This window comes from Ruegeria sp. YTSC106 (assembly GCF_059609765.1).
Window position 1 is genome coordinate 414,911 of record NZ_JBXWMI010000002.1, and the last position, 19,265, is coordinate 434,175.

The window sequence follows — 19,265 nt, forward strand, 5'->3', positions numbered from 1 at the left end:
TTCCTTGTGCAGAAAACATGGATATGAGCGCGAATCGCTTAGCCGCCTTCGCCAGGCGCCTCCGAGAAATACTTCTCCATCTTACCTTCTTCACCATCGTGTTCTTCGGCGTCGGGAAGCGGGTCTTTCTTGGTAACGATCACGGGCCATATTTCCGAGAACTTGCGATTGAATTCGACCCATTGCTCCATGCCTGGCTCGGTATCGGGACGGATCGCATCTGCCGGACATTCCGGCTCGCAAACACCGCAGTCAATGCATTCGTCGGGGTGAATGACCAATGTGTTCTCACCTTCATAGAAACAGTCCACCGGGCACACCTCGACGCAGTCGGTGTATTTGCAAGCGATACAGTTTTCGGTGACAACATAGGTCATGATCGGATTCCCGTTTGCGGTTTGAGCGTTTAGCTAATTCAGTCTGGCCTACTCTTCAAGATAAGATCAGCGATCTTCTGTGCGAGAAAGATCAAGTGCGCGACGGTCCTTCTTAGTCGGACGACCTTTTCCCTCGAACCCCGGATTTTTAGGCGGGACGTCCTGTTTTTCGGTCATATCGAAATACAGCATTTGCGCTTCGGGTGCCGGACCACGGCGTTCACCCAGTTTTTCCACGCGTATGACACGAACAATGCGGCCCTGTGGAAACGTCAGAACGTCACCGGGAGCCACAGCTTGCGCCGGTTTCCGCACCCGGTCTCCGTTCAGCCTGACATAACCGCCGCTGACCTGTTTGGCGGCCAGGCTACGGGTCTTGAAGAACCGTGCCTGCCACAACCATTTATCGATCCGCAGCCTGGCCTCGGCCATTTCGGATCAGTTACCGTCCTTCAAACCCATCAGCGCAGCAGCAAACGGGTTGTCGGGATCGATGGCCTTTTCCTTTTTCGGAGGCCGTGACGAGAAGGTCTTGGCCCCCTGAGGTTTGCCGCCTTTCTTGCCATGAGGTTTGCCACGGCCATCCTGCGGTTTGCCACGCGGTTTGCCCTTGCCCTGTCCCTGTTCACGGCGCGGGGCCCGGTTGGGCTGTCGCTGACGGGCCCAGGTGAAGGTATAGAACACTTCAACTTCGGGTTCGTCTGACACAGGTTCTGCGGCTAGACTCTCTGCGGAAACCTCGGCTGCCGCCTCGGTACTGTCAGCGGCCTCGGCTGCCGCCTCGGCGGGTGTGGCGACCTCTTCCGCCGCGACTTCACTCGCCGGAGCCTCTTCGGCGGTCGGTTTGTCAGCCGCATCTGCCGCAGGCTGTTCGACCGGTGCAGGTTTGACTTTCGCGCGCTCGCCACGTTCTGCCTTGTAGCCCAGACCCTGCATCAGATCGGCGAACTGATCCAGCGTCATCCCGGTGATCGACAGCATATCGGGTTTGGCCTCGAAACCGCCGCGGCTGTCTTCAGCACGCAGCATGTCGGCCAAGCGTTCCAGCATGTCGATACGGATCGAGCGCTCGCCTGCATCGCGGTAGCCACACATGGTGTCATAACCCTGCGGTGCATCCTTGGCGACCGGCACGGTGACCAGCCCGGGTGGTGGCGCTTCGGGAAACTCCTGCAACCCACTGGACAACGCCCACAGCACCAAACGCAGACGCGTCGGGGCTGGTTTCAGCAATAGCGGCATGAAGATGGTGAACTGGCCAAACCGGATACCATGTTTGCGCAAGGCGCCACGGGCATCCTGATCGAGATCCTTGACCTCTTGTGCGACCTGAGCGCGCGGCAGAACGCCCAGCGCTTCGACCATGCGGAAGGCAAAACCTCTGGCAAGACCGCTGAGTTCCTCATCGCGTGACAGGTTCAGCAACGGCTCAAACAATGCCGCTACTTTTCGGTCAATGAAATGCTGCAACCGGCGCTGCACTTTCTGTTCGACGTCCGGCCCTGCGGCTTCGTCAACGAATACCTCGACAACAGGTTTGAGAGGTTCTGCCCCGGCAACCAGTTTGCCAACGGCATATTCGCCCCACATCAGGCCACCCTGATCAGTGAAATCAATTTCTGTATCGGGCGCATTGTAGAAGCGGTCGGCGCGCAGATGGAATTGCGGCGCGAGTGCTTGCAGGGATGCCGATTTCAGAGCTTTCGCCTCGGTTCCCTGCGCGCTTTTGTCCGGAGTAAACCGGAACCCTTCCAAACGACCGACGAATTCGCCTTCGACGGTCACTTCACCCTTATCATTTACTTCGGCCAAAAGGGCCTCCTTCTGCTTGAGCCGGCGCAGCAACACAGACGTGCGCCGGTCCACAAATCTTTGCGTTAGACGCTCATGCAGAGCGTCAGACAGTCTGTCTTCTACAGTGCGGGTTTCGTCGCGCCAATGTGATTCGTCACGAACCCAACCTTTTCGCTGCGCAACATATGTCCACGTGCGAATATATGCCAATCTTTTAGATAAAGCGTCGATATCGCCGTGGGTCTGATCGATCCGCCGGATCTGCCGTGCCATGAATTCGTCGGGAATAGATCCCCGTTCATGCAGGTGGCCATAGATCACCTCAAGCAAACTGGCGTGTTCTGCATGGCTGATACCGCGAAAATCAGGGATTCTACACACATCCCACAGCAAGCGGATGGACGGGCCGTCGCTTGCACGGGCTATGACCTCGGTCACTTGCGACAGCGATTTCAACGCGTTCAGGTCGTCAGCGGGGCGGGCTTTGATCAGGTGTTCATCATCTGGGCTGACTTCAAGAGAACCGATCAGCGCGTCAATCGAGCCGAACCTCAGGGCAGCATTCCGCCAGTTCACCTTTTTCATCGGCGTAAACCGGCTGTCCATGATCGCCTGAGCCAACCCTTCGTCCAGCGGTGGGGCCTCTCCAGTCACGCCAAAGGTACCATCGGACATACCGCGACCTGCCCGGCCTGCGATCTGCGCCAGCTCATTTGGCGCAAGTGGACGCATCCGGCGCCCATCGAACTTGGACAGGGATGAAAACGCAACATGGTTCACATCCAGATTCAACCCCATCCCAATAGCGTCCGTGGCGACCAGGTAATCAACCTCGCCGTTTTGGTACAGGTCTACCTGTGCATTCCGCGTACGCGGGCTGAGCGCGCCCATAACCACCGCTGCACCACCTTTCTGGCGGCGCAACAATTCGGCGATGGCATAGACGTTTTCTACCGAGAATCCGACGATGGCGCTGCGCGGGGGCATCCGGCTGATCTTCTTGGAGCCAGAGTAAACCAGTTGCGACATCCGCTCTCGCCGCACGAACTGTGCCTGGGGGACCAGCGCCGAAATGGGGCCACGCATTGTGTCCGAGCCCAGGAGTAATGTCTCGTTCGTACCGCGTGACCTGAGAAGACGGTCGGTGAAGACGTGACCCCGTTCAGGATCGGCACAGAGCTGTATCTCATCGATGGCAACAAAGTCTGCGCCCATGCCCTCTGGCATCGCTTCAACGGTACACACCCAGTATTGAGCGCGAGGCGGCACAATCCTCTCTTCACCCGTAACCAGCGCCACGACCGACGGCCCACGGATCGCAACGATCTTGTCATAGACCTCGCGCGCCAGCAGGCGCAACGGCAGACCGATCACGCCGGTCCGATGGCCCAGCATGCGATCAATAGCGTAATGGGTTTTACCAGTGTTGGTCGGGCCCAGTACGGCCACGATTCGGGATGACCCGCTCACATTCGCCCCCTGCGCCTTGAGCCTTACAGCGCCTTGCCTTCAACCTGAGGCTTCAGCCGATTCACGGCTTTGGTTACTTCTTCATGATGGGGATGTATAGCCAAGGCCCGAGAATATGCTTCGTACGCTTTCTGAGGTTCCCCGATAACTTCGAAGATCAGCCCCAGACCGTAAATCGCCTCATAGTGATTTGGATTCAGGGTCAGCACATGTTCCAGGTCGGCAGCCGCCATACCAAATCGCTCGACGCCGAAAAAGGCAGACGCGCGCAGATGCCAACCTTCGGCAAAATCAGGAGCGTGATCCGTCAGTGCCGTCAGGTGATCCAGTGCGGCGTCGACTTCGCCATCATCCAATGCTTCACGGCCCCGTTCCAGCAACAGATCAGCTGACGGCGAGCCGGATTGCGACCAAAGAGCCTGCAATTGCTTATCAATGGCAAATGCCTGTTCGGGCGTCGAGTGGGCCAGTTTTTGCAACAACTCGCCCTCGTCCCGCGAATCCGCCTGTTGCGCGAAGCAATTGGTGGAAAACGTGACTAGGACAAAAAGTGCCGCAACGGTACCTTTGAGATTGTGAATTGCAATGCTCATAACAATAGTCAGTGTAGCGTTGCGACCGGGGATGTCCATTCACGGCGCACTAACAATATGAGGAAAAGCATGAGCGAGATTCTTGAAAAGGCAGCTGCCGCGCTGAACGAAAAACTGGAAGGCGGCGCGTTCGATGCCTCGGCCAAGTTTGATATCGCCGATCTGGGCGCAATTGTTTTGGACGAGAATGGCGCGCGGGTCAGTGATGACGACGCTGACGTTACCATGAGCGCTGACGCCGACACATTCGAACAGATCCTCAGCGGTGAATTGAACCCTACCGGCGCGTTCATGTCCGGCAAGCTGAGCATTGATGGCGACATGGGTGTTGCCATGAAGCTTGCCTCGGTGCTGGCCTGATGGAGTTGTCGCCGGCCCCCTTTTTTGAAGACGTGGCCGGCGGACCTGCCGGTGGAAAGGCCCACTGGTTGACGACGTCTGACCAAAAACGCATTCGCGTTGGTCACTGGCGTCCGGTTGGTCGCGCCCATGGCACCGTCATGGTGTTTCCCGGACGCACGGAATACATAGAAAAGTATGGCAATACCGCCGGAGAATTCGTGAATCGAGGGTTCGCGGTGCTGGCCGTAGACTGGCGCGGTCAGGGTCTTGCGGATCGGCTGCTGGAAAACCCACGCATCGGCCATGTCGATCATTTCACCGATTACCAGCACGATGTTCAGGCAACCCTGGACCTTGCAGACGCTCTGGATTTGCCGAAACCGTGGTACGTCGTGGGGCATTCGATGGGCGGCGCCATCGGGTTGCGTGCCGTCATCGAAAAAGGGTGCTTTGCCGCTTGCGCGTTCACGGGCCCGATGTGGGGAATTTTCTTCACTCCGGTGATGAAACCCCTGAGCCGCGTTACCGCATATTGGGGCACGGCGCTTGGCCTTGGCGAACGCACTCCCCCGACCACAACGCTTGAAAGCTATGTCCTGTCTCAACCTTTCGACGGGAATATGCTGACCCGCGACCCGGACATGTACCGGATGATGCAAGATCAGCTGAATGCGCATCCCGAACTTGCACTTGGTGCCCCTTCCAACCGGTGGCTGCGCGAGTCGCTGGACGAATGTGAATGGTTGATGGAGCAGCCTGCCCCAAAGACACCCTGTCTGACTTTTCTGGGCAGCCACGAGCAAATCGTCGATCGCAAGGCCATAAGGGCACGTATGGCCAATTGGCCGAACGGCACATTGATCGAAATCCCGGACGGAGAACACGAGGTACTGATGGAAGCACCCGACGTTCGGGGACCGGTTCTGGACCAGCTTGCCAAGCATTTCCTGGCCAACCAATCAAATGGAGCGGCCAAGCTGGTTTCCTCGTAAACCTTTTCACCTTCGGGATTGGCCGCTTGTGATCCGGGCGCGCCAACCCTAGATGTTTGCAAAAGCAGTCTACAAAAGGTGATCCATGCGCGACCTTCCCTTTCCCGTCCGTGACGCAAACGCAATGGGCGGTGCCGACAATCTGGGCAATCTGCCCGAATGGGATCTGACGGATCTCTACGCATCCGAAGAGGCGCCCGAACTGGCGCGCGACCTGGACTGGCTGGAAGGCGAATGTGCGGCTTTCGCTGCTGACTATGAAGGCAAGCTGGCAGAACTGAACGCAGCGGCCCTTTTGACCTGCGTTCAGCGCAATGAAAAGATCAACGCCATCGCAGGCCGGATCATGTCCTTTGCCGGTTTGCGCTATTATCAACTGACTACCGACGCAGAGCGGGCCAAATTCCTGTCGGACATGCAGGAAAAAGTCACGATTTTCACAACGCCTCTGGTGTTTTTCACGCTCGAGATCAACCGGATTGAAGATGATGTGCTCAAGGCACATTTTGCTGCCAACCCGGATCTTGCCCGATACGAGCCCGTGTTCCGCCGCATCCGCGCGATGAAACCCTATCAGCTGTCTGATGAGCTTGAGAAATTCCTGCACGATCTGGGCGTTGTCGGCGACGCGTGGGAACGCCTGTTTGATGAAACCATTGCCGGTCTGACGTTCAATGTGGACGGTAATGAACTGAACATCGAAGGTACCCTGAACCTGCTGACCGAACAGGACCGGTCCAAACGTGAGGCTGCGGCGCGCGAATTAGCCTCGGTCTTTCAGGAGAACATCAAAACATTTGCACGTGTTCACAACACGCAGGCCAAAGAAAAAGAAATTGTCGATCGCTGGCGCAGTATGCCAACCGCGCAAACAGGGCGTCACTTGTCGAATGATGTCGAACCCGAAGTGGTCGAGGCCCTGCGCGAGGCGGTTGTGGCCGCCTACCCCAAACTGAGCCATCGTTATTATGAGCTGAAGCGCAAATGGCTGGGTCTGGACGTCATGCAGGTCTGGGACCGCAATGCACCGCTGCCCATGGAAGATACGCGCATTGTAAATTGGGACGAAGCCGAAAAGACGGTAATGGATGCCTATAACGCCTTTGATCCCCGCATGGGCGACATCGCGGCCCCATTCTTCTCGAAAGGCTGGATCGACGCTGCGGTGAAACCCGGCAAAGCCCCGGGCGCCTTCGCGCACCCCACCGTGACCGATGTGCACCCCTATGTGATGCTGAACTACCTGGGCAAACCGCGCGACGTAATGACCCTGGCCCACGAGCTGGGCCACGGCGTGCATCAGGTGCTGGCCGCCGATCAGGGCGAGATGCTGTCGTCAACGCCGCTGACCCTGGCCGAAACCGCCAGCGTCTTCGGTGAGATGCTGACCTTCCGCAAGATGCTGGACCAGGCCGAAACGCCCGAACAGCGCAAGGTGCTGCTGGCCGGCAAGGTCGAGGACATGATCAACACGGTGGTCCGCCAGATCGCCTTCTACGACTTTGAATGCAAGTTGCACGCAGCCCGGAGCGAAGGGGAACTGACCCCGGACGACATCAACGCCCTGTGGATGAGCGTTCAGGCCGAAAGCCTTGGCCCCGCGTTTGAATTCATGGACGGGTACGAGACCTTCTGGGCCTATATCCCGCACTTTGTTCACTCGCCTTTCTACGTCTATGCCTATGCCTTCGGCGACGGGTTGGTGAACGCGCTGTACTCGGTCTATGAAAGCGGCGCGGACGGGTTCGAGGACAAGTATTTCGAAATGCTGCGCGCAGGTGGATCAAAGCACCACAAGGAACTGTTGGCCCCGTTCGGGCTGGATGCCAGCGACCCGAAATTCTGGGACAAGGGCCTGTCGATGATCTCAGGCTTCATTGATGAGTTGGAGGCGATGGAGGGCTGAGACGCCCTTAACAGAGGGTGGCGACATCTGCCTTGCGGAAAAAAACTTGCCATGTCCGGCAATGTCGCGCCCAAGGGGCTCTTGAATGTCCGCTACGCGGACAAATCTGCCTTTGGCTTGCTAAGACAGACTAGCAACCGCGCCGACAAATTCGGTCCACCGCGCGCGGTCCACAAACCCATAGTGTGCTGCACCCGGCCACTCATGCGCTGTGCAATTGGGAAGCTCAGAGCATAGGTGTCGTGGCATTTCCGGTGAAATAATGTCGTCCGCAGTACCATAAAAGAGTTCCACGGGTTGCGCGATATCACTTGGCGAGAAGCCCCAATCCCAAAGGGCCATCGTCATTTCGAAAACACCCTCCTCGTGTTGTTGGTACCCAAGGCGAAAGTTTTCTTCGAACAGGGCTTGTTGCTCGGGAGTACGGAGTATTGTTTTGGCCTCGTTGGGCATCTGGTCAACGACGGACTCCACATATGAAGGGATGTCTTTCAATGCACTTTTGGCACCAGCACGCTCTGCCCAGCGGATTAGGAAGGTCAGGTGGCGCAGTTTCGCGATGGTCTTCAGGTCCTTCAATACCAGCATTTTGGTAACGCCGGGCTCATCAAACGGAGCCACAGGAGAAGCGAGCGCGACCTTGCGCACACGTTCGGGCATGTGGAATGCCACTGCCAATGCGTGAGGGCCGCCTCAGGAATGGCCCGCGACATTGAAGGTATCGAGGTCAAGATGGTCAGCCAGAGCCTCCATATCAGCGCCCCAATCGACCATTCTCCGATCTTTCTTCGGGCTCGACCCGCCGACACCGGGTTCGTCGGCTGCAATCCACCGTACGCCAAGCGAAGCGGTCAGACTGTCGTCGGGGTGACGAATGACGTGAGAGTCAGAAAACCCATGGCTAAAAATCACCGGTGTTCCATTTGGATCGCCGTAAGTGCTGAAGGCGAGCGTTCTACCATCTCTGAGCGTCATGTGTTGGTTCAAGTTGCTCTCCTACAGCGAAATAGCTTCGAGTCGTGTGTTCATCAGGCTGCTGGCATAGATTTGATTTATAGATACGAGCCATACTCATTATTTCTGAACCATAACTATTAAACCGCACAATGAAACGCAGATGTCGATTTGGGCTCATAGCGGCCATACCCAAGATCACTTCAACTGACTGTCTTTCGATCCACGCCGATTGACACCGCCACGTGCCTTGAACGCGCCGTCCCGCTCTTGCTGGCAATCCAGGCAGAGCTTTACCCCCGGCAACGCGACGCGACGCTTTTCCGGGATAGGTTCTTCGCATTCGGCACAATGGGTCAGGCTTTCGCCCTGGGGCCGCTTTTGCGCCTGCATCCGCGCCAGTTCATCTGAGATCGATGCTTCGATCTGTTCGCTCACAGCGCCGTCGCGTGCCCAACCTCCGGCCATCGGTCATCTCCTGAAATTGTGACACTCAGGATAGCTGAGCCGCTGGCCGCAACGCAAGTTACAGTGAAACCGCGCCCTCGAATACACGATCAATCACCTCTTGCGTCCCGCGTGAGAATTCCAAAGGGCAAGGATATTCCGCCCCTTCCTTGATTGATCGGCAAAAGGCCTCGACCTGCAACTTGTAATGGTCTGCTCCGGGGAAGCGGGTAACCTGAACGTCAAGCCCCGGCCGGTGCAGCTCGACCCGAGCCTCTCCGAACACACGTGCATTGAACGGGGTCGTCAGACGGATCAAACCGCTTTCGCCGTGAAATACCATCTCCTGATGGGGATGCATCCGTATGGACACATAGCTGGAATAGGTAAATCCAGGGAACTGCGCGCGAATTTCGGTAAAGATGTCGATATCATCCTGCCAACGGATCGCGGATTGCACCGACACAGGCTCTTGCCCGGTTGCAAAGCGTGCTCCACCGATCACGTAGACCCCGATGTCACGCAAACCTCCGCCGCCCGTTTCCGCACGGTTTCGAATGTTCCGAGTGTCAGAGCGATTGTCGAAACTGAATGCACCGGTCACATGTGCCAGTTTTCCGATGGCACCATCAGCGATCAGTTTCCTTGCAAGCTGCCATTGAGGGTGATGAACGATCATGTATGCCTCGGCGGCCAGCAGGCCGCTTTCATCCCGCTTTTGGATCAACGCGTCGAATTCATCAGCCTTCATGGTCATTGGCTTTTCGCACAGAACGTGCTTGCCAGCTTCCAAGGCTTTCAGGCTCCATTCCGCATGCATATGGTTGGGCAACGGGATGTAGACTGCGTCAATTCCGGTGTCTGCCAACAGCGCATCATAGCTGTCATACACGTGTAAATCCGGGCAAAAAGACTGAAACGGTTCGGCCTTTGCGGCATCGGACGTTGCCAGCGCGGCTAAACGCGCCCCGTTGGCAGCATGTATCGCTGGGGCCATGTATTCACGGGCAAATTTCGCAGCACCCAATACACCAAATTGAACCGGTTTTTGCATTGCGCCCTCCGTACTCGTCTCGTTTCAGATTGTGCGCTTACAAAGGGTCCCCGAAGGCTCGACCTGCCACAATATCAAAGAAGAAAAACTGTTCTTTCTCGTAGCACAGCTTCCGGCCTTCAGCCACTTTTTCGCGCCTCAGCGTCAGTGGCTGCCAATAATTGCAAAAAAAACGCCCCCTGATCTTCAGAGAGCGTTTTCTGTCTTCGCGTAAACGCGACAGGGTCGGCCCAAGGGCCTATTTGTCAGCTGACGCCCAGCATGCCTTTTTCCCGCGCCAGATCCCGCATTTTCTTTTGCAGCTTCTCGAACGCGCGTACTTCGATCTGGCGAATTCGCTCGCGACTCACGTTATACTGTGTGCTCAATTCCTCGAGCGTGACAGGCTGATCCATCAAACGGCGCTGGGTCAGGATATCCTTTTCCCGATCATTCAGCACATCCAAAGCCGCTGCCAGCAGTTCCCGACGCGCTTCCAGCTCATCGCGTGCTTCGTAATCACCGGCCTGATCGGCATCTTCGTCCTCAAGCCAGTCCTGCCATTGCATGGTGCCTTCGCCTTCGGACCCGACCGTGGCGTTCAGGGACGCATCGCCACCGGACATTCGGCGGTTCATGCTGATGACTTCGTCTTCAGTGACGCCCAGATCCTCCGCGATTTTCTTGACGTTTTCGGGGCGCAGATCACCCTCTTCCAGCGCTCCGATGCGGGCCTTGGCCTTACGCAGGTTGAAAAACAGCTTTTTCTGAGCCGAAGTCGTGCCCAACTTGACCATCGACCAAGACCTTAGGACATACTCCTGAATCGAGGCGCGAATCCACCACATGGCATAAGTCGCCAGACGGAAGCCTTTCTCGGGGTCGAATTTTTTGACTGCCTGCATCAGGCCCACATTGGCCTCGGAAATCACTTCGGCCTGCGGCAGTCCATAGCCGCGATAGCCCATGGCAATCTTGGCTGCCAAACGCAGGTGAGATGTCACCATCTTGTGTGCGGCTTCAGTGTCCTGCTCTTCGACCCAGCGCTTGGCCAGCATGTATTCTTCTTCCGGCTCCAGCAGGGGAAACTTGCGGATTTCCTGCATATAGCGATTCAGGCCGCCCTCGGGCGTCGGTGCGGGGAGATTTGCGTAGTTTGCCATTATGATGTCCCTCCGACAAATGTTTAAGTCTTTAACATAGGATATGGGTAAGGAACCCTTCCCATTCAAGAGGTGCTGCTAACAATCTGGAATTAATCTTACGTTAAGGAAAGATAAAAAGCCCTTATTCACAGGACTTTGCTTATTATGACAGCGGTGTGCGCAGACGTTCAATAAGGTTCTGCATATCTTGCGGCAAATCAGCCTCAAACCGCAGGGTTTCACAAGTGACCGGGTGTTCAAATCCCAAAACGGCTGCATGAAGCGCCTGACGCGGGAAAGCGCTTACAGACCCGGCGGCGGCTGCGGAAAACGCCTTGGCAGAAAGCTTTCGCTTGCCACCATAAACCGGGTCGCCCACCAGCCCGTGCCCTGCGTGGGCCATATGAACGCGGATCTGATGGGTTCGGCCCGTTTCAAGCCAGCATTCGATCAGGGCAAGACCCGCAGGAGCTCCAAAGGTTTCGACAACACGTGCACGCGTCACGGCATGGCGCCCACCGTGGAACAGAACCGCCTGTCTCTGACGGTCAGTCTTGTGCCGCGCAAGTTGCGTTGTCACGCGCATGATGTTGCCGGGTTCAAAGCTGATCCCTTTGACACCTCGCAAACGAGGATCGTTGGCATCCGGCACCCCGTAACACACCGCGCGATAATACCGTTCGACACTATGCGCCGCGAACTGCGCGGCCAGACCGTGATGCGCCGCGTCGGACTTAGCGACCACCAGAAGGCCACTTGTTTCCTTGTCGATTCGATGCACGATACCGGGGCGTTTCACCCCGCCGACGCCCGACAGATCGTCTCCGCAATGGTGGAGCAAAGCATTAACCAGAGTACCGCCGGGTGATCCCGGCGCAGGATGTACGACCATACCTGCGGGTTTGTTGACGACGATCAGGTCTGCATCCTCGAAAACGACCTCAAGTGGGATGTCTTCAGGGCCGATATGGCTGTCTTCGGCCTCGGCCACGACAATCGTGACCCGCGCCCCTTCGACCACCTTGGCCTTGGAATCGCATGTCTCGGCACCGTCGATCTGAACCGCACCTTCTTCGATCAGACGGGCCAGCCGGGTGCGCGACAGGTTTTCCCCATCTGGCACATCCCGGGAAAGCGCCTTATCAAGGCGAGGCGGCGGATTGGCCGCGATGTGAAACTCAATCTGGCGGGTGCCCATGACTGTCCCTTCCGAAGCTCAAGAACCGCAGGAAACTCCGCAACTGCGATTGCTGCGGCGGATGGTCATGCTGTTGACCGCGGTGATGATTGGCGGGGTTCTAGTGACATTCGCCCTGATTGTCATCCGCCTATCGGACCGCACCCCCACCTTACCGGATCAGATCGAACTGCCCGATGGTGCCCGGGCGCAGGCCCTGACCATCGGGTCAAACTGGTATGCCGTCGTTACCGATGACAATCGCATACTGATCTTTGACAAAACAACAGGAAAACTGCGCCAGGAGATCGCAATCGAATAGGCCCTGCAGCCCGTTCCGGCGGCATGAAAGATCAGAGGATCACCTTGCTTCAACCGGGAAACAGCCGAGTTCCGGTCCACGCAGCACCCAGACGCTGATCCAGCGCATCCGACCGTATCTTGTGCTTGCCTGAAACCGGGGACAGCATGATGTCGCTCAAGCAAATCCTGTCACCGACCGGGAAAAGCTCTACGCACACGCATTCGAGGTCCTGCCCCAGGGCTTCAGCGATCTGGATCATGTCATCAAAGCGCTCAGGCCGGAGTTCAACGGCGCTGCTGGTTGGTGAAGACAACTCATCTTCGACATACCTGTAGTCGCGATCATGGAGCATCTGAACGCGCCCTCTCCCCCGGTCACGGTCAACCTGCACAAGCTGCACGCGTCCGGCGATTACCCAGAATTTCCAGGTGCCGCACTGTCGGTCCCCGTTCGTCAGATCCTCTTCGATGTAATAGAGGGGCTGCTTTGTGACTCGCCACCATTCGCCTGTCCAGAAGCCCTCGGGCGTTTTGGTCTTATGCCACGCGGCCAGTTGCTGGTTGACATCGTCGCGCTGCGTACCATTCAGCGGAAACGACAGGGCCAGCGTGTGATCCTGGCTCAATGTTCCCTTCAACCAATACTGGCCGGGCCCTATGTCGGGTGTTTCCGGCAATTCCGGAATTTGCGCCTCCCACATACGCTGTGGGCAGGCAAGCAGTTCCGAGGCATTTCCCACGTATTTGGACCGGTCAGAGATCAACGTATCGGGGACTTCGCCAAACAGCTTCATGACCACCAGCTTTTCGGCAAATGTCTTTGGGGCGCTCAGGTCGGGTAAAGACCTATGGCTATCTGCATAGTTGTAAAGTGACATGCCAAGCGCATTCAGCCGTGCAGGGTCACTGCCGTAGTGTTCCCAACCGCGCGAAAAACCGACGCGTGGCGGATTGTTCACACCGTACAGATCGTCAGTTGTGATCGCGTCGAATTCAGCCTGAGCCGCCTTAAGATAGTCTTCCCGGTCAGACAGAAGGGCAACTGACATTGCGCCGCCGGTGGCGACGTGGATTTCTTCTGTCGTTGCGCGCAATGCGGGCAGATTTGCCGGAAACTCCACCGGTTTCAGGCCCCCTCTGCCGTGGCGTGGCAAAGGCGCATCGCCGGGTCGCACGCCCAGGTTCCTCAGACGTCGGTCCAGAAACGAATGCCGCTTGATACCGTTTGCAATCCACCATCGCATCCGACGCCCCCACAGATGTACGGCAAGCGTTTCGTCTTTGATATACGCGTCCCTGAACTCTCGGACGTGAATATCATTGGCTTGTCCTGCCCGTCTGAAAGGCAAAGGATAAAAGACCGGTATGGGGCTGGCATGTTTCAGTTCGTCGTGGTGGCGAAGAAACCACGTCATGACACCGGGGCCGTAGACGCTGTGTTCCTGATCTGACGCATGCGGCAATTCACCCGCGCGTTTCTGACGTTCCAGTTTCTCCCGTTCTTCACCTTCAACCCACGGGCGGATCGGATAAGGATCCTGACAGTATTCGGAATACGCATTCAACGTGGGGCTGTCGGATGGCAGCCGCATGACGGCATTGCAGATGGTATCGCGGTTGAAATACCCAAAGACATGATCTGCCCTTGGTATCGCGGCAAGCGCCAACACATCCGTGTCGCACCACAGAAAGTCCGTTTTCTTCATCAGGTGCAATCTGAAGATATCGGATTGGGGCACGGGCGTCTTGAACTGGTTGTTTACGATGAACTGCTTAGGTTCGTGGATTTCGTTTGCCGACACCAGTTCGATACCATTCGGAATATTGTCGACTTGTCCATAGTGGAACAAAACGACCCTGTGACCGCATTCCACGAAGGACAGCATGCACATCTGCTCCAGAAAGCTCAGGCTGCCTTCCATCCACAGCATCCCAATCGTCGGAAGAGAGCGATCCGCAACCATTAGTCTATTTCTCCGAGGGCTGTGTTGTCAGGACTCTGTCCGGTTTTCGTCAGACGAAGACGGTGCGCCGGCAGACAGACGTTCCCGCACGCCGCGGTCTTTTGCGACAAAATCCACAGCAGGTTTTTCAAGAAGCTTCTGATACAACTCATCATACTCTGGCAGTTTCAGCAGATCGTTGATCAGGGCCTTGTGCCAGCGGAACGCTCTTCTGTGTAACCGTCGAAGCCTGTCGTCAGCGCGAAACTCTTCCAGCACCGCATCCACTTCATCCTTGTACCGCAGGATTGTTTCATCTTTGGCACCACCACGGTTCCAGCGGTCCCAATATTCGGTTCCCAGTGTCTGCGACGAATGATTTGCCCGACCTCGGCTGCGCTTGGCCAGATAGGCCTGCGTAGATCTCACGGCATAGTGGTTGATCTGTGCGACTTCAAAACCAAATGGGGGCGCCACGTGGTTACCGAATGGGGCAGGTTCCGTGGCGTGCCCTCCGGGCACTGACCGGAACACGCCGGCCTGAAGTTCGGGGCGGGGGTGCGGGTTGTGCAACCCGTAGCGAAGATAAAAATCCCCCTGTCTGAACAGGGATTTGACAAACCGACGCCCTGCCCCGCCTTGTTCGAAATCCAGTTCACAATCGTAGAACTGTCGCGTTACGAGCGTATCGCGCATAACATGCCGACCACTGTTCGAGAATATCTTCCAGGGGATGGAAATGACGTCAACGCCAGGCGTTGCCTCGATCAGATCATCAACCCTGTTATTTCCAACGTGAATATTCAGGAATTCATCCGCGTCGCCGACATATATCCATTTTGCGTCTTTCACCACTGGCAAGCGTCGCGCCTGCCTCAGCGCAGATCGATGAATCCCGCCGGTTCCGACGCGGTTTGTGTGAAACTCCACATGGCCCAAGTCCTGCAAGCGTCTCAGAATCTGGTTGGTGCCGTCCGTGCAATCATTGGTGTAGACAATGATCCGGTCAAACCCCAACACCTTGTGATGGGCCACCCATTCCAAAATATAGGGACCCTCGTTCTTCATCGCAGTGATGAGGACTTTTTCAGGCTTTTCCATCGTTGCCACTTATCCCCGCTGCCTAGTCGTTCTGACCTTTGCTGTCATCTTGCGGGACAATCTTTTCGATTGCGATCTGCGCGCCGGCAATCGCGCGGATGCGCAACTCTCGGGGGTGCTGGCCCAGAAATTCGTTGACCGCACGGATCACGCCATCGCCCCACCAGCCGCGGCGGTGGTAGTCGTCGAATGCCATGATCCCACCGGGTTTGATCTTGGGAAACAAAGCGGCCAGATCGGCGGTCACGCCTTCATATGAATGATCCCCATCAACATAGGCAAACGAGATGCTGTCATCATCGAAAAGCTCAAGCGCGGGCACCGAGAAATCCCGGATAATAGCGACCTTGCCCTCTTCGATCTCGGCCTCGAAAGACTTTACGACCTTCTGGAAGATGGCCTCCATCTTTTCGTCTTCGGTCCGGCCCACAAACGCAGTTGTATGCGAATCCTCACCAATGTGTTTCCACGGATCGATCAGAAACAGCTGACTGGGCTCAATCAACTTCAGAATGGTCGGAGAGAATTCGCCCTGCCAGACACCGATCTCAACGGCCACCCCGCCCTTTGGCAGACGCGAAAGGAATGTGCGACGGATTGCTTCCTTGCTGTTCTTGCGCTTGGTCGCCTTGTCAGCCTTCGGTTTCTTCTGGCTGCCGGGCGCAACACCGATAACCTTGGGTTCGTTTGACATCTCGACCTCACTTGCAGACGGGTGTCCTGTTCACGCAAAACCCGTTTTGTTTATTGAAACATGGCTACCACGCCGTCGGCTCAAGAACCAGAAGCTATGCATCCTTTTTGTCAAGTGGTGGCAACTTGTCGATACCAAGCCACGGTGGCTGCAAGCTGGTTATCCGGTACCGTGCGGCATTGCGCCCCAGAAAACTGTTTATCGCTGCATTCATACCGGTATACGACCCACCTCCATGACGGCGATAGGATGTGAACGCGATACTGCCCCCGGGCGCGAGAACCCGGTCGATGCGGCGTAAAAGCTGGTTCATCACCTGCTCTGCCCGAACTCCGCGAATGATGACCACACCGACGCTTTCGTCTTCAAACAGCTTCAGCATCAAGGGGGGCAGCGCCCGGTAGACATGCAATCGTCCGGCAAGAATGGGGTCGCGGAAATATTCCAGCAGTGCATAAAACGTGCGATCCAATGCCTGTAGCTCGGGATCCTGAGTTGCATCCGCACAGGTGAAGCCGTCCCATGACAGCCCCCAAGGCCCTATGACCGTCAATTTTTCGACAGCGTCCAGGCCAAGAATTTCTTCTATGATTTCAGTCTCAACATGTCCGATCAGCACCCAGTTCTTCTTGCCGCTGATTGATCCAAGAAAACTCTGCCGCTGGTCTCTTGTTCTTTCAACTTCAGGAGGGGCAGCAGGCAGGAAAACAGGATCCTTTGGATCAAACGGCACCGAAACCTGTTTGGCATCCGTAATCTGCGCGTGTTGCGCGGCGGCCTCTTCGTAATCGAACGACGTTTCGAGGGCATCGAGCCGAACAAACCAGGGGAAATTGTTTGGCTTGGAGTTCTCGGGTTTGGACATTTTGCCAAGGCGGGTCCACTTCGCGACCTGGGCAAATGTGATTTCGGGGTCCTTGTACATTTCGGCGTTGAAGGACAAATCACCATCTTCCATCACCCCGAGCTCCAGTGCCTTGACATAGCGCCCGCTGCGAAAGCGGCTGAACTTTGCGATAAAATCCCGCGCTACCTCGGTTTTTCGGAGGCTTGCAATACGTTCCTTGTGAAATGCAACCGCCTGATGATGCAGTTGCCCCAAAACAGGATCTGATCGCAGTTTTTCAAAAACCTCGCGAAGGCGTGTGACTTTGGACAGGACCGAGGTTTCTTCGACGTCGTTATAACAATGCAGTTTCCAGTAAGCTTGACCAGTTGCCTCCATCTTCGGGTGAAAGCTCGAGGTGTTCACATCCCCTCGCAGTCGCTTCATCAGATAGCTTTCCACAGACCTCACCGCATAGTGGTTCATCCGAAAAAGCCTGCGCCCAAACCCTGCGCCCGTCGATGAATACGCCCACCCGCGTCTTCGCATTGCTGGCGGCAACGGGTCACCATCCCCATCTACCCACGCAAATCGATCCGCCTTGTTTGGTATCGGACCCCGCGGACGATGCGTACTTATCGTCCGATACGATCCGTTATTGCGGAACAGCGATTTGAACGCCCGCAAGTTATGGGGACTGACGGCACCAAGCTCGCCTGCACGGGTGAATTGCTCGACAACGAACCGGTCTTCGAACTCGACGATTCCGTTGTGCCCGAACAACTGCCAAATTGCAGCAAACCCATCTGCGTGCGGCAATGCACGAAATAAATCGTCCAGTGTCCCGTCGCCGATGCGAATATCAAGGAATTCATCTACGTCGCAGACCAATATCCATTCGGCCTCTTTGCTCCAGGGGTGTTCCATGGCGTTTGCATAAGCTGAAGCCTGAGGTCCAAACTCCCACGGGCCGGGATTGTCGATATGCGCCAGGAATCCAAGCTCCTCGCATCGCCGAAGGATCGCGTCGGTGCCATCGGAACAATCATTTGAATTGACTATAAAATGCGTGAAGCCGATCGAAAGATAGTATGCAATCCATTCCAGGATGAACGGCCCTTCGTCTTTCATCGTGGATATGACAAGTCTCATCGCATCTACCTGCACCCGTGGCCCGCAAATTCAGGATAGCGGGAAAAAACGCATCTTTGCAGATGTATAGCGCGCATCCCTGCCTGCGGCTTTGTTACGGGCCCCGGAATTGCATTGCAAGTGGACGAGCCCGCGGTTCAGCGACTGCCAACTCCAAACTCCGCAGACGATCGCAGCCCCGTGGGCAGCGTTCAATGCGTAGGGCCTTATGCTTGAAAACGACAATTTGATTGCCTTCGGGCGCCAACCATTTATAGCTGACCTTCAATGTCGCCAAAGGTTTTTGGCAGCAAGGATGCGGTACCTCGAGTGGATCATGACAGGTAATCTAAAAGATCAAAGGGCGCATGGCCTTGATTCACTGCGCGGTATCGCAGCGTCTGCGGTCGTGTTTGTACACGCAGTGCACATTCATCCACTCGGCGTCTACTACAAGAACTGGGGTGCCGACTATTATGCGATGGGAGTGCCGCTGTTTTTCATAATAAGCGCGATGTCTATGTCGCTGGCTTACCAAAAGGGAGTGTCCTTTGATCGAAGCTGGGCCTATGCCTTACGCCGTTTTTTTCGAATTGCCCCACTCTTCTACCTGATGCTCTTTGCTTGGCTGTATATAGGGGTCCAGGCCGAAACAGGTACGATCATCAGGAATATTACATTTCTGTTCGGGTTTGTCCCCAGTGAACAAACCAGTCTTGTTCCGGCGGGTTGGTCAATCGGCGTCGAAGCAATCTTCTATCTTCTGTTCCCCTTCCTTTGGATTTGGCGGAGCATTTGGTCAGCGATGTTTCTCTTTTTGCTCGCCTGCTTGGGATGGGCGTATGTAAACTTATCTGGTCAGGGTGAAGTTCCCGATTTTTACTATTGGACCAGTTTTTTCACGAACGCCCCGTACTTTGCGTTGGGCCTGATCGTTTGGTGCGCCTACCGTTGGACACCTAGGCTCCAGACTCATTGAATTACAGCCAGAATAGGACTGTAGCAGCGAGAGCGATGGCCGAGAGGAATACCTTTGG

The 19,265-nt window shown here is 56.2% G+C and carries 19 protein-coding genes; 5 read left to right on the forward strand and 14 right to left on the reverse strand.

Annotation, left to right across the window (positions count from 1 at the left end; translation table 11 throughout):
* Nucleotides 1–38: 38 nt before the first annotated feature.
* From fdxA to AC2FEB_RS04285, 4 genes are all read right to left on the reverse strand, one after another.
* The gene (fdxA, locus tag AC2FEB_RS04270; RefSeq protein WP_117869283.1) at nt 39–377 is read right to left on the reverse strand and encodes a ferredoxin FdxA; all 339 of its coding nucleotides are present in this window, start codon (nt 375–377) and stop codon (nt 39–41) included.
* Nucleotides 378–443: 66 nt separating this feature from the next.
* Nucleotides 444–809 (reverse strand): RNA-binding S4 domain-containing protein, encoded by a 366-nt coding sequence (locus AC2FEB_RS04275; RefSeq protein WP_496671701.1) that lies wholly within the window; start codon nt 807–809, stop codon nt 444–446.
* A gap of 6 nt (nt 810–815) precedes the next feature.
* A complete protein-coding gene (locus AC2FEB_RS04280) occupies nt 816–3,641 on the reverse strand; it encodes a helicase-related protein (RefSeq protein ID WP_496671698.1) in 2,826 nt (941 codons plus the stop codon).
* 23 nt (nt 3,642–3,664) lie between these two features.
* Nucleotides 3,665–4,273, reverse strand: coding sequence for a tetratricopeptide repeat protein (locus AC2FEB_RS04285; protein WP_496671695.1), 609 nt, complete (start codon nt 4,271–4,273; stop codon nt 3,665–3,667).
* Between the two features lie 30 nt (nt 4,274–4,303).
* On the opposite strand from AC2FEB_RS04285, the gene AC2FEB_RS04290 reads away from it, so the two are divergent.
* The 3 genes from AC2FEB_RS04290 (at nt 4,304) to AC2FEB_RS04300 (ending at nt 7,474) form a co-directional block, all read left to right on the forward strand.
* Nucleotides 4,304–4,594: an SCP2 sterol-binding domain-containing protein gene (locus tag AC2FEB_RS04290; protein WP_299642517.1), complete on the forward strand. Its 291-nt coding sequence runs from the start codon at nt 4,304–4,306 to the stop codon at nt 4,592–4,594.
* Entirely contained in the window at nt 4,594–5,568 is a 975-nt protein-coding gene (locus tag AC2FEB_RS04295) for an alpha/beta fold hydrolase (RefSeq protein WP_496671691.1), read from the forward strand. Before AC2FEB_RS04290 ends, AC2FEB_RS04295 begins: the two co-directional genes overlap by 1 nt.
* An 85-nt stretch (nt 5,569–5,653) precedes the next feature.
* Nucleotides 5,654–7,474 carry a M3 family oligoendopeptidase gene (locus tag AC2FEB_RS04300; protein ID WP_496883852.1) on the forward strand — a complete coding sequence of 607 codons (1,821 nt, stop codon included), beginning with the start codon at nt 5,654–5,656 and terminating at the stop codon, nt 7,472–7,474.
* Between the two features lie 120 nt (nt 7,475–7,594).
* Here AC2FEB_RS04300 and AC2FEB_RS04305 read toward each other — a convergent pair whose 3' ends face one another.
* The 6 genes from AC2FEB_RS04305 to AC2FEB_RS04330 all read right to left on the reverse strand — a co-directional run bounded on the left by AC2FEB_RS04305 (nt 7,595) and on the right by AC2FEB_RS04330 (nt 12,251).
* Nucleotides 7,595–8,134 (reverse strand): alpha/beta hydrolase, encoded by a 540-nt coding sequence (locus AC2FEB_RS04305; RefSeq protein WP_496671685.1) that lies wholly within the window; start codon nt 8,132–8,134, stop codon nt 7,595–7,597.
* A gap of 33 nt (nt 8,135–8,167) precedes the next feature.
* Nucleotides 8,168–8,461 (reverse strand): alpha/beta fold hydrolase, encoded by a 294-nt coding sequence (locus tag AC2FEB_RS04310; protein WP_496671682.1) that lies wholly within the window; start codon nt 8,459–8,461, stop codon nt 8,168–8,170.
* Nucleotides 8,462–8,626: 165 nt separating this feature from the next.
* Nucleotides 8,627–8,896: a DksA/TraR family C4-type zinc finger protein gene (locus AC2FEB_RS04315; protein ID WP_170346639.1), complete on the reverse strand. Its 270-nt coding sequence runs from the start codon at nt 8,894–8,896 to the stop codon at nt 8,627–8,629.
* A 58-nt stretch (nt 8,897–8,954) separates the two neighbouring features.
* A complete protein-coding gene (locus tag AC2FEB_RS04320; RefSeq protein WP_496671679.1) occupies nt 8,955–9,929 on the reverse strand; it encodes a Gfo/Idh/MocA family protein in 975 nt (324 codons plus the stop codon).
* A gap of 245 nt (nt 9,930–10,174) precedes the next feature.
* Nucleotides 10,175–11,071 (reverse strand): RNA polymerase sigma factor RpoH, encoded by an 897-nt coding sequence (gene rpoH / locus AC2FEB_RS04325; protein WP_299643484.1) that lies wholly within the window; start codon nt 11,069–11,071, stop codon nt 10,175–10,177.
* A 145-nt stretch (nt 11,072–11,216) separates the two neighbouring features.
* Entirely contained in the window at nt 11,217–12,251 is a 1,035-nt protein-coding gene (locus AC2FEB_RS04330; protein ID WP_496883853.1) for an RluA family pseudouridine synthase, read from the reverse strand.
* On the opposite strand from AC2FEB_RS04330, the gene AC2FEB_RS04335 reads away from it, so the two are divergent.
* Nucleotides 12,250–12,552, forward strand: coding sequence for a DUF6476 family protein (locus tag AC2FEB_RS04335; protein WP_496671673.1), 303 nt, complete (start codon nt 12,250–12,252; stop codon nt 12,550–12,552). The genes AC2FEB_RS04330 and AC2FEB_RS04335 overlap by 2 nt on opposite strands.
* A 49-nt stretch (nt 12,553–12,601) precedes the next feature.
* Here the strand turns inward: AC2FEB_RS04335 and AC2FEB_RS04340 are convergent, their stop codons facing one another.
* The 4 genes from AC2FEB_RS04340 to AC2FEB_RS04355 form a co-directional block, all read right to left on the reverse strand.
* A complete protein-coding gene (locus tag AC2FEB_RS04340; RefSeq protein ID WP_496883854.1) occupies nt 12,602–14,497 on the reverse strand; it encodes a hypothetical protein in 1,896 nt (631 codons plus the stop codon).
* Between the two features lie 27 nt (nt 14,498–14,524).
* Nucleotides 14,525–15,577, reverse strand: a complete 1,053-nt coding sequence (locus AC2FEB_RS04345; protein WP_299896191.1) for a glycosyltransferase family 2 protein — start codon at nt 15,575–15,577, stop codon at nt 14,525–14,527.
* 22 nt (nt 15,578–15,599) lie between these two features.
* On the reverse strand, nt 15,600–16,271 hold the full coding sequence (locus tag AC2FEB_RS04350) for a class I SAM-dependent methyltransferase (RefSeq protein WP_496681730.1): 672 nt from the start codon (nt 16,269–16,271) through the stop codon (nt 15,600–15,602).
* A gap of 94 nt (nt 16,272–16,365) precedes the next feature.
* Nucleotides 16,366–18,249, reverse strand: a complete 1,884-nt coding sequence (locus tag AC2FEB_RS04355; RefSeq protein ID WP_496883855.1) for a glycosyltransferase family 92 protein — start codon at nt 18,247–18,249, stop codon at nt 16,366–16,368.
* Nucleotides 18,250–18,565: 316 nt separating this feature from the next.
* Here AC2FEB_RS04355 and AC2FEB_RS04360 point away from each other — a divergent pair, with 316 nt between their 5' ends.
* Nucleotides 18,566–19,207, forward strand: coding sequence for an acyltransferase family protein (locus AC2FEB_RS04360; protein ID WP_496671661.1), 642 nt, complete (start codon nt 18,566–18,568; stop codon nt 19,205–19,207).
* The last annotated feature ends 58 nt before the right edge of the window (nt 19,208–19,265 follow it).